Annotated in this window: 13 protein-coding genes; 5 read left to right on the forward strand and 8 right to left on the reverse strand. The window is 62.4% G+C overall.

The annotated features are described in order from the left end of the window. Positions 1-89: 89 nt before the first annotated feature. A complete protein-coding gene (locus tag ACFY68_RS20635; protein ID WP_387531065.1) occupies positions 90-1238 on the reverse strand; it encodes a M14-type cytosolic carboxypeptidase in 1149 nt (382 codons plus the stop codon). A gap of 383 nt (positions 1239-1621) precedes the next feature. Between ACFY68_RS20635 and ACFY68_RS20640 the strand changes: the two genes are divergently transcribed. Both ACFY68_RS20640 and ACFY68_RS20645 read left to right on the forward strand, forming a co-directional pair. Further along, a complete protein-coding gene (locus ACFY68_RS20640) occupies positions 1622-2134 on the forward strand; it encodes an MFS transporter (protein WP_387531067.1) in 513 nt (170 codons plus the stop codon). After that, on the forward strand, positions 2040-2765 hold the full coding sequence (locus ACFY68_RS20645; RefSeq protein WP_387531069.1) for an MFS transporter: 726 nt from the start codon (positions 2040-2042) through the stop codon (positions 2763-2765). The genes ACFY68_RS20640 and ACFY68_RS20645 overlap by 95 nt, the downstream gene beginning before the upstream one ends. A 90-nt stretch (positions 2766-2855) precedes the next feature. On the opposite strand, the gene ACFY68_RS20650 is transcribed toward ACFY68_RS20645, so the two are convergent. Together ACFY68_RS20650 and ACFY68_RS20655 are read right to left on the reverse strand one after the other, a co-directional pair. Continuing rightward, the gene (locus tag ACFY68_RS20650) at positions 2856-3371 is read right to left on the reverse strand and encodes a DUF4880 domain-containing protein (protein ID WP_387531072.1); all 516 of its coding nucleotides are present in this window, start codon (positions 3369-3371) and stop codon (positions 2856-2858) included. Between the two features lie 436 nt (positions 3372-3807). Beyond that, the gene (locus ACFY68_RS20655; RefSeq protein ID WP_387531074.1) at positions 3808-4119 is read right to left on the reverse strand and encodes a DUF6124 family protein; all 312 of its coding nucleotides are present in this window, start codon (positions 4117-4119) and stop codon (positions 3808-3810) included. Between the two features lie 130 nt (positions 4120-4249). Between ACFY68_RS20655 and ACFY68_RS20660 the strand changes: the two genes are divergently transcribed. Beyond that, complete coding sequence (locus ACFY68_RS20660) at positions 4250-4915, forward strand: S24 family peptidase (protein WP_387531077.1); 666 nt, start codon at positions 4250-4252, stop codon at positions 4913-4915. A gap of 168 nt (positions 4916-5083) precedes the next feature. Here the strand turns inward: ACFY68_RS20660 and ACFY68_RS20665 are convergent, their stop codons facing one another. Genes ACFY68_RS20665 through ACFY68_RS20680 form a run of 4 tightly spaced genes read right to left on the reverse strand, consistent with a single transcriptional unit; the run spans position 5084 to position 10640 of the window. Continuing rightward, positions 5084-7036: an acetyl/propionyl/methylcrotonyl-CoA carboxylase subunit alpha gene (locus tag ACFY68_RS20665; RefSeq protein ID WP_387531080.1), complete on the reverse strand. Its 1953-nt coding sequence runs from the start codon at positions 7034-7036 to the stop codon at positions 5084-5086. After that, positions 7033-7848, reverse strand: coding sequence for a gamma-carboxygeranoyl-CoA hydratase (locus ACFY68_RS20670; protein ID WP_387531083.1), 816 nt, complete (start codon positions 7846-7848; stop codon positions 7033-7035). Before ACFY68_RS20670 ends, ACFY68_RS20665 begins: the two co-directional genes overlap by 4 nt. Positions 7849-7850: 2 nt before the next feature. Then, positions 7851-9458, reverse strand: coding sequence for a carboxyl transferase domain-containing protein (locus ACFY68_RS20675; protein WP_387531086.1), 1608 nt, complete (start codon positions 9456-9458; stop codon positions 7851-7853). An 18-nt stretch (positions 9459-9476) separates the two neighbouring features. Continuing rightward, positions 9477-10640 carry an isovaleryl-CoA dehydrogenase gene (locus ACFY68_RS20680; protein WP_387531089.1) on the reverse strand — a complete coding sequence of 388 codons (1164 nt, stop codon included), beginning with the start codon at positions 10638-10640 and terminating at the stop codon, positions 9477-9479. 237 nt (positions 10641-10877) lie between these two features. On the opposite strand from ACFY68_RS20680, the gene ACFY68_RS20685 reads away from it, so the two are divergent. Beyond that, positions 10878-12560: an AMP-binding protein gene (locus tag ACFY68_RS20685; RefSeq protein WP_387531092.1), complete on the forward strand. Its 1683-nt coding sequence runs from the start codon at positions 10878-10880 to the stop codon at positions 12558-12560. Between the two features lie 145 nt (positions 12561-12705). Here ACFY68_RS20685 and ACFY68_RS20690 read toward each other — a convergent pair whose 3' ends face one another. Further along, entirely contained in the window at positions 12706-12867 is a 162-nt protein-coding gene (locus ACFY68_RS20690) for a hypothetical protein (RefSeq protein WP_004576087.1), read from the reverse strand. A gap of 142 nt (positions 12868-13009) precedes the next feature. Between ACFY68_RS20690 and ACFY68_RS20695 the strand changes: the two genes are divergently transcribed. After that, complete coding sequence (locus ACFY68_RS20695; protein WP_387531095.1) at positions 13010-15028, forward strand: alpha-1,4-glucan--maltose-1-phosphate maltosyltransferase; 2019 nt, start codon at positions 13010-13012, stop codon at positions 15026-15028. The last annotated feature ends 101 nt before the right edge of the window (positions 15029-15129 follow it).

Consider the following 15129-nt stretch of genomic DNA (forward strand, 5'->3'; position numbering starts at 1 on the left):
GGGCCGGCTCTTCGCGGGCAAGCTCGCTTCTACAGCGAGCACGGCGGTGAACCTGTAGGAGCGGGCTTGCCCGCGAGAGGCAGGAATTGTCAGCGCAAATCGTCTGCCATCTTCAGCAAGGTTTCCAGCACCGCCCCCGCCAACGCCTTCGACCGCTTACCCGACCAGCCGCTCACCGGGTTGGGCGCATCGTCATGGTCCTTGAACGGCATTTCCAGGGTCAGCGACAAGCAGTCATACGCCATCCCCACCGCATTGCACGCCAGCGTGGTGTTGGCCTGCCCTGGCTCATCACGTGTGTAGCCATACTTCGTCTGGAAGTCCGGCGTAACGCTGCACAACGTACTGCGGAACTGCTCCTCCAGCTTGGCCAGCCGCGGCGTATAGCCAGGGTTACCTTCGCAGGCCGCCGTGAACACATGCGGGATTTCCTCATCCCCATGCACGTCGATAAACGCGTCCACCCCATATTGCTTCATCTGCGCCTGGGCAAAGAACACCTCAGGGCTCAGCTCGACACTGGCATCCTGCCAGGCTCGGTTGAGGTCCTTGCCCTTGAAGTTGGTGCGCAGGTGGCCAAGGAATGCGCCATCGGGGTTCATGTTGGGGATCAGGTACAAGTCGGCTTTGGCCAGCAGTTGCTTGACGACGTCATCGTTCGCTTGCAGCCGATCGATCACACCCTCCATGAACCACTCGGCCATATGCTCGCCCGGGTGCTGCTGGGCAATCAGCCACAGCTTGCGCTTGCCCGCGCCACCGTTGCCGGCGCGCAGCAGGGGGATGTCGCGGCCTTGCACGCTGCGGCCATGGGCCAACAGCTCTACCCCTTCGATTTGCTGGGCACGTTCGATCAACTGGTTGTGGCGCGCGCGTGGGTAGGGCTCGAAGTAGGCGAACCAGATCTGCTCCTGCTCGGCCTTCACCTCAAAGGCCAGTGCCTTGCCGTCGAACTGGCTGGGCACGCGGAACCAGGTGTGCTGGTCGTAGGAGGCCACGGCGTTATAGCCGGCCCAAGCGTTCTTGTAGGAGGACTCGCTGGCGTTGTCCAGGCTGAAGCGATGAACCTGACCGGGTGTGAGGCCGCTGACCTTGAAGTGGAACCACTGGAAGTGGCCGCTGTGAGTGTCCGGGCGGATGGCCAGGTGGACCTGCGCCGGGTTGCTGGCATCCAGTACCTGGATGTTGCCGGAATCAAAAGCGCAGTCGATCTGCAGGGGGGACAGCGTCACGGTCATTGGCGAGGCTCCTTGGGCTTTGTTGTGGGGGTACTGTACACCCCTTGATGGCCTGGAAGAACGTTCTTGTGCGGGGGGCTTGCTGTTTGGTTGCGTGGTAAGGCCTCGCAAGTTGAGCGCAACTATATTATGTGGGAAGAATCGTTAAATGTAATAGTTGTTAAGAGAATTCCTACGCGTAGCTTTGACTTTTCCTTCGATGGTTCTGCTTGTGTCTCTTGTCAAATAATCTACGATGAGGTCGCAAAAGTACGGATCATTTCAAGGGTTGGGATGAAAAAAAATAATAATTGTATCTCGTAAGCTAGAAGGTACAACGCGGCTGGAATGCTGCTGTGGCTAAGCCTTGTGACTCGTTCGGGCATAATCTTGTCGTGTTGCTTATGATGATCAGTTTGCTCGGGGTCTTTCCTTTAGATGTCATCCTGCCTTCCTTTCCTGACCTTGCAGCAAGTTTTGATGTCAGCCTCAAGACCATCGCTTTCTCGGTCAGTATCTTTGCTATAGGCGTAGTCATCTCGCAGGCAATCATTGGTCCGCTGTCGGATGTGGTCGGTAGGAAGCCATTGTTGATTGGAGGGCTTGCGGTTTCGGTAATAGGCTCGCTCGGTTGCCTGTTTTCCAAGGGTTACGAAGGCTTCATGATTTTTCGTCTGATCCAAGCCGTTGGGTGCGGCAGCTTCGTCTTGAGTCAGGTGTTAGTGCAAGATATTTTCCCTGAAAAGCAGCAACATGTATTACGTATACTAATGCTTACGTTGAGTGGCTTGCTTATTTCGCTATCACCCCTGGCGGGGGGCTGTGTTGCAGCACTATCTAGGGTGGGAGGGAAGCTTCTATATCTTCAGTGTCTTGGCGGTGGTGGTACTTCTCCTGTCCCTTCTGGTGCTACCTGACAAGCCTGTGCAGCCTGTGCGGGGTGGCATGCTGGTTAACCTTGGAAAGCTGGTGGCTGATCGCGAGTTTGTTGTCGGCTGTGCGCTGTGTTCGTTGGCCTTTAGCTGTCACTTTGTATTTGTTGTTGTTTCGCCTTTGCTCTTGATCGGTGTGCTTGGGTTGGATGAGTTCATGTTTGGGGTCGTGTTTGTCGGCTACGGGGCGGCCTATGTGATCGGAGGGCTTGTGGCTAGGAAGTTGACAGGTGTTTTACCTCTGTATACGCAAATAGGCTTTGGCCTGGCCATGATTGGCTTCGCGGGGCTGGTACTGTTCGTTTGGCAGCTTGTCGAGGAGTTGTCAGTATCAAGCCTGATGGTGCCTGTGGCGATTGGGACAATCGGGGTGGCGATAATCCGCCCATCGGCGACAAGTTATGCATTGAGAAAGCATTGTGAACGCGCAGGGGTCGCAACGTCGACCATCAATGTACTCCTGTTCGCTTCTGGAGGCGTTGTCAGCACGTTGATCGCGTCGATTGAAAATGGATTGCCAAGCGTCTTGGCGTCGGTATTCATGGCGAGCAGCTTGGTTGGGGTGTGGCTGTTGTATTTTTTGAAGAGCAACGAGCGACGAGGGGGTGGCGCTTAGATGCCTGTCTTGCCTTTTGCGGTGGTGCGCAAATCGAGCGCCGCCCGCGCGGCGCTCGATCTGGTCGACGCTGAGGACCTTGCGACAGGCCTACGCCCAATAACCCATCAGCAATAGCGCAGCAACACCCAACCCAACCGCAATCGAGCACCCACCCAGCGAAAGCGCCGCGCGCCCTTGCCGGTACCAGCCATCCTGGCCCAGCTCGCGTGCCGGTGCCAGCAGGCTGCGCCAGCGCAGTTCGGTGTCATGGAAGGCCTGCAGGTGGGCTGGGTCGGCATCGAGCCAGCGGCGGAAATCGATGCGCTCACAGGCGGTTGCGTCGGGGCTTTGCAGCCGCACATACCACTGGCCAGCAATACTGGCCAAGGGATCGCCAGCGGGGCTTGCCGTTTGCAGGGCCTGGTTCATATTGCGCTCGATGCTCAATAAAGGCAGGCCGAGGCGGCTGGCAATAGTGGCGAAGTCCAGTTGGTCGAGGCGGTTGAGCAGGAATACTTGCTGAACACGGCGAGGCAGGCGTTTAAGCCCATGCAGCAGGGCATCCTCGGCTGCATGGCCGGTTGAAGGCGTAGGGTGCTCAAGGGGCAGCAGCAGGCGGCTCATGGTCAGCTCCTTGCTCGAGAGGGGAGAAATGGGGGCATCGTCCGTGATGCGGAACCAGAGTAGGAGAAACGAGATTGATTCTCAAGTGCTGATTCCGCAAAGTTTTGTAATGAGCATTCACGCCCTGACACACTTTTGCTATCATCGCCGCCATCAACGATCTTCATTAGCCTGAAGAGCCAAAAAAAAAGACCCGGCAAAAAGCCGGGTCAAAAACCGTGATTAGCCTGATGAGGAGATAATCTGAGAGCGACCTAAGCTCCAGGTTATCCAGCAGATCTCGCGATCAGCTGAGTGCAATAATAATCGTTATCATTTGCCAGTCAAATGATTTTTCTCTTATTCGGTAAAAAACTTTTACCGGTGCGCTTCCTTGTCCCGGCATTCGGGGCCTCGGCCGTTCCAGGCCATCACGTCTCTCCCTAACGTTTTGTGCTTACAGCCCGGCCTGTGCGGCGCCCTTGTGCTCCAGCAGCGCCCTGGCCATGTCCATCATGTGCATCAACGCAAAGGTCAGTTCGCGTTGGCTGCCTTCCTGATGGCTGGCCGTTTCGTGGGCGGTGGCGGCGGCGCAGCGGAGCAGGGCGATGGCGTGCTCCTGGGCCTGTTCACTGGTGACACCTTCGTGAAGGGTCCATATCCGGTTGTGCCCGCTGGGGCGGTTGGGGTTTGGGTTGAGGTAATAGTCGAGGGCGCGGCGGGCCGCTTCGCTGTCGAGTTCTGTTTCGTCGTTTTTCGGTGGTTTCATCCTGATACCTGCGCATGCCAATAGGGAAAAGGTCCTGGTTGATATTAATACCTGATGTATTTATGTGCTTGGAAATAAATAATACTGAATGTTTATTGAGCGCTAGAAGGCAGTCCGTATCGTGCCAGCGATGAATATGGATAAATGGATTGCCCTCGTCCGTGACCGGATGGAGGAGCTCGATATCTCCCAGGAGCAGCTCGCCGAACGCGTTGGGGTTTCCCAGGGCAGCGTGGGCCATTGGGTGAACAAGCGGCGTCAGCCCAAGGTCGATTCGATGAACCGAGTGTTCGTCGAGCTTGGCATGCCGCACTACCATGTCAGCCTTCAATTGCGTGTGCTCGGCCAGCTGGGGGAGGAAAGCGCCCGCTACGAAGTGGACGGCGCAGACGATGCGGTTGACCTGATGCAATACATCGTGTGTTTTCGTTACCCGGTGCTGGGCTGGGACCAGCTGGGTGCCAGCGAAGCCACGGAGCCGGCCGTTTACGAGCAGACCGAATACCTGGCGCAAGGCAAGGCGTTCTGGCTGACCGTGGAAAACGATGCCATGAGCACGGCCAGCGGCCGCAGCGTGCCACAGGGGATGCGCATTCTGGTTGACCCAGGGCTGGACGCAGAGCCTGGGCGGCTGGTGATTGCGCGCCAGCCCGGCAAGACGGCGATTCTGCGTGAGCTGGCCGAGGAGGGCGGGGAGCGCTACCTGAAGGCGCTCAATAGCAGCTACCCGGCGTTGGTGTGTGAAGACGGGTGTGAGTTTCTGGGTGTGGTCGTGCGGGCGCACGGCACCTTCTAGATTGCCGGGGCTGCTGTGCAGCCCATTCGCCGGCAAGCAGGCTCCCACAGGGATTGTGAGCGATTCAAGCTTTTGATCCAGGCCGTTGCTCGCCAAATTCAAAGGCGGCGATCTACCTGTGGGAGCCGGCTTGCCGGCGAAAGGGCTGCACAGCAGCCCCGGTTCACGTCATTCGGCCAATTCGACCAGTACCGTCCCTTCGCTGACCATGTCCCCTTCCTGGCAGAACAATGCCTTCACCGTCCCGCCATGGGGCGCGCGTATGCTGTGTTCCATCTTCATGGCTTCGAGCACCACCAGCGCGGTACCGGCTTGCACCACCTGGCCCGGCTCGACCAGCACGCGCACGATGCTGCCGTTCATCGGGGCACCCAGGCCGCCCTGGTGGCTGTGGCTGGCCTCGGCTTCGGCGATCGGGTCGAACGCCTCGATGGCGTGCATTTCGCCGTCCCAGCGCAGAAACAGCGTGCCACCCCGGCGCACCGCCAGGTAACGCCGGCGCACGCCACCATCGTCATGGCCCAGGCGGTCGCCGTCCAGCTGCCAGTTCGAGGCGGCGTAGTGCTCCAGGGCAACCGCCTGGCTTTCACCACCACTGCGCAAGTGCAGGCTGCTGCGCGCCGGCAGGCCCAGGCGCAAGCCAGAGCGCTGGGCCCATGGCGAGCGGCTGTCGTCGTCACGCTGCTGCGCGGCCTGGCCCTGTAACCAGGCCTCACCTGCGGCTTGCCAGAAGCCTGCGGGCAACGGTTGCGGCGCCGGCAACAGTACCTCCTGGTGACGCGGGATAAAGCCTGTGTCCAGCTCGGCTGCTGCGAAGGCCGGGTGGGCGATAATGCGCCGCAGGAAGGCGATATTGGTCTTCAGGCCGCCGATGGCGAATTCGTCGAGCATCGCCAGCAAGCGCAGGCGCGCCTGTTCGCGGTTTTCGCCCCAGGCGATCAGCTTGCCGAGCATCGGGTCATAGAACGGCGACACCTCGTCACCTTCGCTGACCCCGCTGTCCACTCGGCGGCCGTCGCCGGGCGGCGATTCGCGGTACAGCGCCAGGGTGCCCGTGGCCGGCAGAAATTCGTTGGCCGGGTCTTCGGCATACAAGCGCACCTCGATGGCATGGCCGATCAGCGGCACCTGCGCCTGGCTGATCGGCAGTGGCTCGCCGCAGGCCACACGAATCTGCCAGGCCACGAGGTCCAGGCCGGTAATGGCTTCGGTGACCGGGTGCTCCACCTGCAGGCGGGTGTTCATCTCCATGAAGAAGAACTCGCCGCGGGCGTCGAGCAGAAATTCCACGGTGCCGGCGCCGACATAGCCGATGGCCTGGGCGGCGCGCACTGCCGCCTGGCCCATGGCCTGGCGTTGTTCGGCTGAAAGCCCGGGCGCAGGTGCTTCCTCCACCACCTTCTGGTGCCGACGCTGGATCGAGCAGTCACGTTCGTTGAGGTACAGGCAGTTGCCGTGCTGGTCGGCGAACACCTGGATTTCCACGTGGCGTGGCTTGAGCACGTATTTTTCCACCAGCATGCGCGCATCGCCGAACGACGACTGCGCCTCGCGCTGGGCCGAGGCGAGGGCGTCGGCCAGCTGGCTTTCGTCCTCGACCACTTTCATGCCCTTGCCACCGCCACCGGCGCTGGCCTTGAGCAGCACCGGGTAGCCAATGCGCTCGGCGGCGCCGCGGAACGTTTCCAGGTCTTGGGCTTCGCCGTGATAACCCGGCACCAGCGGTACGCCGGCGGCTTCCATCAGCGCCTTGGCTGCCGATTTGCTACCCATGGCGTCGATGGCGCTGGCCGGTGGGCCGAGGAAGATCAGGCCGGCGTCCTCGATGGCGCGGGCAAAGCCTGCGTTTTCGGAAAGAAAGCCATAACCCGGGTGGATGGCCTGGGCGCCGCTGGCCTTGGCGGCGGCGAGCAGTTTGTCGACCACCAGGTAACTGTCGGCGGCCTTGCTGCCGCCCAGGTCGACACGAATGTCCGCTTCACGGCTGTGGCGCGCGTCACGGTCGGTGGCGCTGTGCACGGCCACGGTGGTCAGGCCCATGGCTTTGGCCGTACGCATCACCCGGCAGGCGATTTCACCGCGGTTGGCGACCAGTAGGGTGGTCAGTGTGGGGCGGCTCATGGGCGCGGCTCCTTCTTGTGTACGGTTTGCCAGGCGGGTTGGCGCTTTTCAAGGAAGGCGCGCAGGCCCTCCTGGCCTTCGGCGCTGACACGAATACGGGCGATGGTGTTTTCGCAGTAGCGGCGCAGTGCCGGGCTGAGCTCACCGTCGTCGACTTCACGCAGCAGGTCTTTGGTGGCGCGCAGCGCTTGCGGGCTGTTCTGCAGCAGGTTGTCGACCCAGGCCTCGACCTGCGCCTCCAGTTCGGCGGCCGGGTACACTTCGGCCAGCAAACCCAATTCACGGGCACGTACGCCGCTGAAGCGCTCTGCTGTGAGGGCGTAGCGGCGCGCGGCCCGCTCACCGATGGCCTTGACCACGAATGGGCTAATCACCGCCGGGGCCAGGCCAATGCGTACCTCCGACAGGCAAAGCTGCGCGTCCTCGGCGCCGATGGCCATGTCGCAGCAGCTGATCAGCCCCAGCGCACCGCCAAAGGCCGCACCTTGTACCACGGCCAAGGTCGGCGCCTTGAGCCGGTGCAGGGCGTACATCAGCTCGCCCAGCTCACGGGCGTCGTCCAGGTTGGTGTTGAAGTCCAGCTGCGCCGATTGCTGCATCCAGGCCAGGTCGGCGCCGGCACTGAAATGCCGGCCACGGCCGCGCAGCAACAGAAACCGCAGGTTCGCGTCGTCGGCCAGTTGATCGAGGGCGACGATCAGCTCGCGGATCATCAGGGCGTTGAAGGCGTTATTCTTGTCCTCGCGGCTCAGCCACAGGGTGGCGAAGCCGCGCGGGTCGCGGGTCACTTCTAAGGTGCTGAAATCGCTCATGGTCACATCCGGAAAATGCCGAAGCGGCTCTGTTCGATCGGCGCGTTCAACGCGGCGGACAACGCCAGGCCCAGCACGTCACGGGTCTGCGCCGGGTCGATGACACCGTCGTCCCACAGCCGGGCGCTGGAGTAATAAGGGTGGCCCTGGCGCTCGTACTGGTCGAGGATCGGCTGCTTGAGCCGCGCTTCATCCTCGGCGCTGAAGGCCTGGCCGCTGCGTTCGCTCTGCTCGCGCTTGACCTGCGCCAGCACCCCGGCCGCCTGTTCGGCACCCATCACGCCAATCCGCGCGTTGGGCCACATCCACAAGAAGCGTGGGTCGTAAGCGCGGCCGCACATGCCGTAGTTGCCGGCACCGAAGCTGCCGCCGATGATCACCGTGAATTTCGGCACCTGGGCGCACGCCACGGCGGTGACCAGCTTGGCGCCGTGCTTGGCGATGCCGCCTTCTTCGTACTTTTTGCCGACCATGAAGCCGGTGATGTTCTGCAGGAACAGCAGCGGGATGCCACGCTGGCAGGCCAGTTCGATGAAGTGCGCGCCTTTTTGCGCGGCTTCGGCGAAGAGGATGCCGTTGTTGGCCAGGATCGCCACCGGGTAGCCGTGCAGGTGGGCGAAGCCGCACACCAGCGTGGTACCGAACAGCGCCTTGAACTCATCGAACACCGAGCCGTCGACCAGGCGCGCGATCACCTCGCGTACATCGAAGGGTTGCTTGGCGTCGGCCGGCACCACGCCGTACAGCTCCTCGGCGCCATACAGCGGCGCCACCGGGGCCAGGCACTGCAGCTTGCCCAGCTTGTGCCAGTTGAGGTTGGCCACACTGCGCCGGGCCAGGGCCAGGGCATGCTCGTCGTTGTCGGCATAATGGTCAGCCACGCCGCTGGTGCGGCAGTGCACATCGGCGCCGCCGAGGTCTTCGGCGCTCACCACTTCACCGGTGGCGGCTTTCACCAGCGGTGGGCCGGCCAGGAAGATGGTCGCCTGCTGGCGCACCATGATCGCTTCGTCGGCCATGGCTGGCACATAGGCGCCCCCTGCAGTGCACGACCCCATCACCACGGCGATCTGCGGGATGCCCAGCGCGCTCATGTTGGCCTGGTTGAAGAAGATCCGCCCGAAGTGCTCGCGGTCGGGGAACACTTCGTCCTGGCGTGGCAGGTTGGCGCCGCCGGAGTCCACCAGGTAAATGCACGGCAGGCGGTTCTGCAGGGCGATGGTCTGCGCGCGCAGGTGTTTCTTCACCGTCAGCGGGTAGTACGAGCCGCCTTTGACCGTGGCGTCGTTGGCCACGATCATGCATTCCACGCCTTCGACGCGGCCGATGCCAGCAATCACCCCAGCAGCAGGCACGTCTTCGCCGTACACCTCGTGGGCGGCCAACTGGCCGATCTCAAGGAAGGGTGAGCCAGGGTCGAGCAGGCGGTCGATGCGTTCACGCGGCAGCAGTTTGCCGCGCGAGGTGTGCCGCTCCTGGGCCTTCGGCCCGCCGCCCTGTGCGATGTGGCCGAGCAGGCCGCGCAGGGCCTGGACCTGTTCGAGCATGGCCGCGCTGTTGCCGGCGAACTCTGCCGAACGCGGGTTGATCTGGGTGTGCAAGGTAGCCATGTGCGCCCGTCCCTGTGCTCAGCGGGTTTCGTTGAACAGTTCGCGGCCAATCAGCATCCGGCGGATTTCGCTGGTGCCGGCGCCGATTTCGTACAGCTTGGCGTCGCGCAGCAGGCGGCCAGCCGGGAACTCGTTGATGTAGCCGTTGCCGCCAAGAATCTGGATCGCTTCAAGGGCCATTTGCGTGGCGCGTTCGGCGGTGTACAGGATCACCCCGGCGGCGTCCTTGCGGGTGGTCTCGCCACGGTCGCAGGCCTGTGCCACGGCGTACAGGTAGGCACGGCTGGCGTTGAGCTGGGTGTACATGTCGGCGATCTTGCCCTGGATCAGCTGGAACTCGCCGATGCTCTGGCCGAATTGCTTGCGGTCGTGAATGTACGGTACGACCAGGTCCATGCAGCTTTGCATGATGCCGGTGGGGCCGCCGGAGAGCACCACGCGCTCGTAGTCCAGGCCGCTCATCAGCACGCGTACGCCACCGTTGAGCTGGCCGAGGATATTTTCTTCCGGCACTTCGACGTCATCGAAGAACAGCTCGCAGGTGTTGGAGCCACGCATGCCCAGCTTGTCGAACTTGTTGCTGCGGCTGAAGCCTTTCCAGTCGCGCTCGACGATGAATGCGCTAATGCCGTGCGCGGCCTTTTCCAGGTCGGTCTTGGCGTAGATCACGTAGGTGTTGGCGTCGGGGCCGTTGGTGATCCAGGTCTTGCTGCCGTTGAGCACGTAGCGGTCGCCGCGCTTTTCGGCGCGCAGCTTCATCGACACCACGTCGGACCCGGCATTGGGCTCGCTCATGGCCAGGGCGCCGATGTGCTCGCCGCTGATCAGCTTGGGCAAATACTTCAGCTTCTGCTCGTGGCTACCGTTGCGGTTGATCTGGTTGACGCACAGGTTGGAATGCGCGCCGTAGGAGAGGGCTACCGACGCCGAAGCGCGGCTGATTTCTTCCATCGACACCACGTGGGCCAAATAGCCCAGGCCTGCACCGCCGTATTCTTCCGGCACGGTGATGCCCAGCAGGCCCATGTCGCCAAACTTGCGCCACATGTCGGCGGGGAACAGGTTGTCATGGTCGATCTGCGCGGCGCGCGGCGCCAGTTCGGCGGCGACGAAGGTGCGCACCTGGTCACGGAGCATGTCGATGGTTTCGCCCAGGGCGAAGTTCAGGGAGGGGTAATGCATGTGCGGGCACCTTATTGTTCTTGAAATTGGCTAACACCGTAGCTCAAAGGCTCACCACCCACCCCTGTGGGAGCGGGCCGAGCGCCAAAAGCGGTGTCGTTTTCACCTTTACGTTAACGTAAGCCTGTCCTGAATCGCTGTCAATCACCTCATCACCTTTACGTAAACGTAAATCTGCGCCAGAGTATTTGTCGCTTGCTTCAGCCGTGCCCAGAACAACCACAAGAAGGGACACCCATGAGTCAACCCAGTTACACCCGAGGTCGTCAGGACCAACCCTTGCTGACCCTGACCATCGGCCAGGCCCTCGACAGCACCGTGGCCCGCCACCCCGACCGCGAAGCGCTGGTGGTGCGCCACCAGGGCGTGCGTTACACCTGGCAGCAATTGGCCGAACAGGTCGATCTACATGCCCGCGCACTGATGGCGTTAGGTGTGAACGTTGGCGAGCGCGTCGGCATTTGGGCGCCCAACTGCGCCCAGTGGTGCATCCTGCAACTGGCCAGCGCCAAGGTCGGCGCGATCCTGGTCAACATCAACCCGGCTTATCGGGTTAGTGAACTGGAGTACGTGCTGCGTCAGTCGGGGTGCCGTTGGCTGGTTTGCGCCGATGCGTTCAAGACGTCCGATTACCACGCCATGGTGCAGGCGCTGGTGCCGGAGTTGGCCACGGCAGCTGCAGGTGGCTTGACCAGTGAAAGCCTGCCCGAACTGCGCGGTGTGATCAGCCTCGCTGCCCAGCCGCCGCTCGGCTTCCTGCCCTGGCAGGCGCTTGCCCACTGGGCGGGGCAAACCACACCCGATGCCTACGCGGCCCGCCAGCAGAGCCTGCAGTTCGACCAGCCGGTGAACATCCAGTACACCTCCGGCACCACCGGCGCGCCGAAAGGGGCGACGCTCAGCCACTACAACATCCTCAACAACGGTTTCATGGTTGGCCAGAGCCTGGGCCTGACCAGTGCCGACCGCATGGTGATCCCGGTGCCGCTGTACCACTGCTTCGGCATGGTCATGGCCAACCTCGGCTGCATCACCCACGGCAGCACCATGATCTACCCCAATGACGCCTTCGACGCCGAGCTCACGTTGCGTACCGTTGCCGAAGAGCGCGCCAGTATTCTGTATGGCGTGCCGACCATGTTCATCGCCATGCTCGACCACCCAGCACGTCAGCAGTTGGACCTTTCCACCCTGCGCAGCGGCATCATGGCCGGTGCCACCTGCCCGATCGAGGTGATGCGCCGGGTCATCGACCAGCTGCACATGGCCCAGGTGCAAATCGCCTATGGCATGACCGAAACCAGCCCGGTGTCGTTGCAGACCGGCCCCGACGACGCGCTGGAGCTGCGCGTGACCACAGTCGGGCGTACTCAGCCGCAGCTGGAAACCAAGCTGGTGGACGCCGAGGGCTGCATCGTCGCGCGCGGCGAAATGGGCGAACTGTGCACCCGGGGTTACAGCGTGATGCTCGGTTACTGGAACAACCCCCAGGCCACGGCGGATGCAATCGACCCGGCTGGCTGGATGCACTCGGGGGACCTGGCGGTGATGGATGAGCACGGCCATGTGCGCATCGTCGGGCGCAACAAGGACATGATCATTCGCGGCGGGGAGAACATCTACCCGCGTGAACTGGAGGAGTTCTTCTACACGCATCCGGCTGTGGCCGATGCGCAGGTGATCGGGGTCCCGTGCAGCAAATATGGTGAGGAGGTGGTGGCCTGGATCAAGCTGCACCCAGGGCACAGCGCCACGGCCGATGAGCTGCACGGCTGGTGCAAGGCGCGCATCGCGCATTACAAGGTGCCGCGGCATTTCCGCTTCGTCGAAGAATTCCCGATGACGGTGACCGGGAAGGTGCAGAAGTTCAGGATGAGGGAGATCAGTGTGGCGGAGCTGGCCATTGAAACGGTCGGTTGATGCATTGAATCTGCCGGCCCTTCGCGGGCAAGCCTGCTCCTACACGTACGCCGTAGGCCTGTAGGAGCGGGCTTGCCCGCGAAGGGCCGTCAGCATAACCAACTGATGCTTGTACTGGCAGAAATACCAGTTGCCTCGTCTATCCTTAAGCCTTCACCGGTGGATCCTGGCTGGGCGGGTCACCCACCGTCGGCGGCACCGTCGGCTTGATCGGCAGCTCGTCCGGGTCTTCTTCCGGCACGGGCGGCGGCAGGCTGGGGTCGTCGATGTTCGGGTCGGGTGTCTCCGGTGGAATGGGAATGTTCATTGCCTCACCTCGCGGGTTGGTAAATGAGAGAGTGGTGCAGGCTTTGATTCGTGGCTGCGCCGTTCGCTCAATTTTTTTGAACCCCCCGTGCAGACGATGGCTCTGAACCCTTACCGCCAATGCCACCAGGGAGCCAGGACCGATGTCGCGTAACGAGCCCTTCGAAAGCGTACCGATGGCGAACGATCACCCCGACCAGGCCATTAGCCTGGCCCAGGCGCTGCTGGCGCCGCGCATCGTGATCGAAGACTGCAGCCCCGCCCTCGACGGCGGCACCTTCGCCGCCAAGGCCATCAGCGGCCAGCCGGTGGCGGTCAGCAGCAAGGTCTACAGCGACGGCCATGACCGCCTGGCCGTGATGCTCAACTGGCGCCAGGCCAACAGCCGGCGCTGGCATTGCGTGCCGATGCAGTCGCCCGGCAATGACCTGTGGCTGGCCGAATTCACCCCGACCGAGCTGGGCCCGCACCTGTTCAGCATCGAGGCCTGGATCGACCCGTTCGCCACCTATTGCCATGACCTGGAGCGCAAGTACCACGCGGGCGTGGAGGTGAAACTGGAGCTGGAAGAAGGCCGCTTGCTCCTGGGCAAAGGCGCAGAACGCAGCGAAGGTGCCTTGCGCGAACAGATCGTGGGGTTACAGGCGCAGCTGCCCGAGCTTTCCCAGGATGACCAGGTGGCATTGCTGCTGGGCCCTGAAGCAAGCCGGCTGATGAGCGAAGCCGAGCACCGCAGTTACCTTACGCGCAGCATCGAATTCCCCCTCGACGTCGACCGCCCGGCCGCGCAGTTCGCCAGTTGGTACGAGCTGTTCCCGCGCTCGATCACTGACAGTGCCGAGCGCCATGGCACCTTCAATGATGTGCACGCGCGCCTGCCGATGATCCGCGACATGGGCTTTGACGTGCTGTACTTCCCGCCCATTCACCCGATCGGCAAGAAGCACCGCAAGGGCCGTAACAATGCCTTGCAGGCCGAGCCCAACGACCCGGGCAGCCCCTATGCCATTGGCAGCCCCGAAGGCGGCCACGATGCCATTCACCCGGAACTGGGCACCCGTGAAGACTTCCGTCGCCTGGTGGCAGCCGCCGCTGAACACGGCCTGGAAATCGCCCTGGATTTCGCCATCCAGTGCTCCCAGGACCACCCTTGGCTGCAAGAGCACCCCGGCTGGTTCAGCTGGCGCCCCGACGGCACTATCCGCTATGCCGAGAACCCACCGAAAAAATACCAGGACATCGTCAACGTCGATTTTTACGCCGCCGAGGCCGTGCCTTCGTTGTGGCTGGCCCTGCGCGATGTGGTGGTGGGCTGGGTCGAGGAGGGCGTGAAGACCTTCCGCGTCGACAACCCGCACACCAAGCCGCTGCCGTTCTGGCAATGGCTGATCGCCAATGTGCGCAGCCAGTACCCCGATGTGCTCTTCCTCGCCGAAGCGTTCACCAAGCCTGCGATGATGGCGCGCCTGGGCAAGGTCGGCTATGCGCAGAGCTACACGTACTTCACCTGGCGCAACACCAAAAAGGAGCTGCGCGAGTATTTCGAAGAACTCAACCAGCCGCCGTGGAGCCAGTGCTACCGCCCCAACTTCTTCGTCAATACGCCGGACATCAACCCGTTCTTCCTGCACACCTCGGGGCGCGCGGGCTTTTTGATCCGTGCCGCTTTGGCGACCATGGGTTCGGGGCTGTGGGGCATGTATTCCGGTTTCGAGCTTTGCGAGAGCGCGCCGTTGCCGGGCAAAGAGGAATACCTGGATTCGGAGAAGTACCAGATCCGCCCGCGCGACTTCACCCAGCCCGGCAACATCATCGCCGAGATCGCCCAGCTCAACCGTATTCGCCGGCAGAACCGCGCCCTGCAAACACACCTTGGCGTGGCATTCTTCAACTGCTGGAACGACAACATCCTGTACTTCGCCAAGCGCACCCCCGAGCGTGACAATTACATTCTGGTAGCGATCAGCCTCGACCCGCACAACGCCCAGGAGGCCAATTTCGAGCTGCCGCTGTGGGAGCTGGGCCTGGATGACGATGCCGACACCCTGGGCGAAGACTTGATGAACGGCCACCGCTGGACCTGGCACGGCAAGACTCAGTGGATGCGCATCGAGCCCTGGCATCAGCCGTTTGGCATCTGGCGCATCGAGAAGGCCAGATAGCGGGCCGCTGCGCGCCCATTCGCGGGGCAAGCCCGCTCCCACAAGGCCAGCGCTAATCCTGTGGGAGCGGGCTTGCCCCGCGAATGGGGCGCACAGCGCCC

This window comes from Pseudomonas sp. NPDC012596 (assembly GCF_042902325.1).
In the GTDB taxonomy this organism is placed as follows: Bacteria; Pseudomonadota; Gammaproteobacteria; order Pseudomonadales; family Pseudomonadaceae; genus Aquipseudomonas.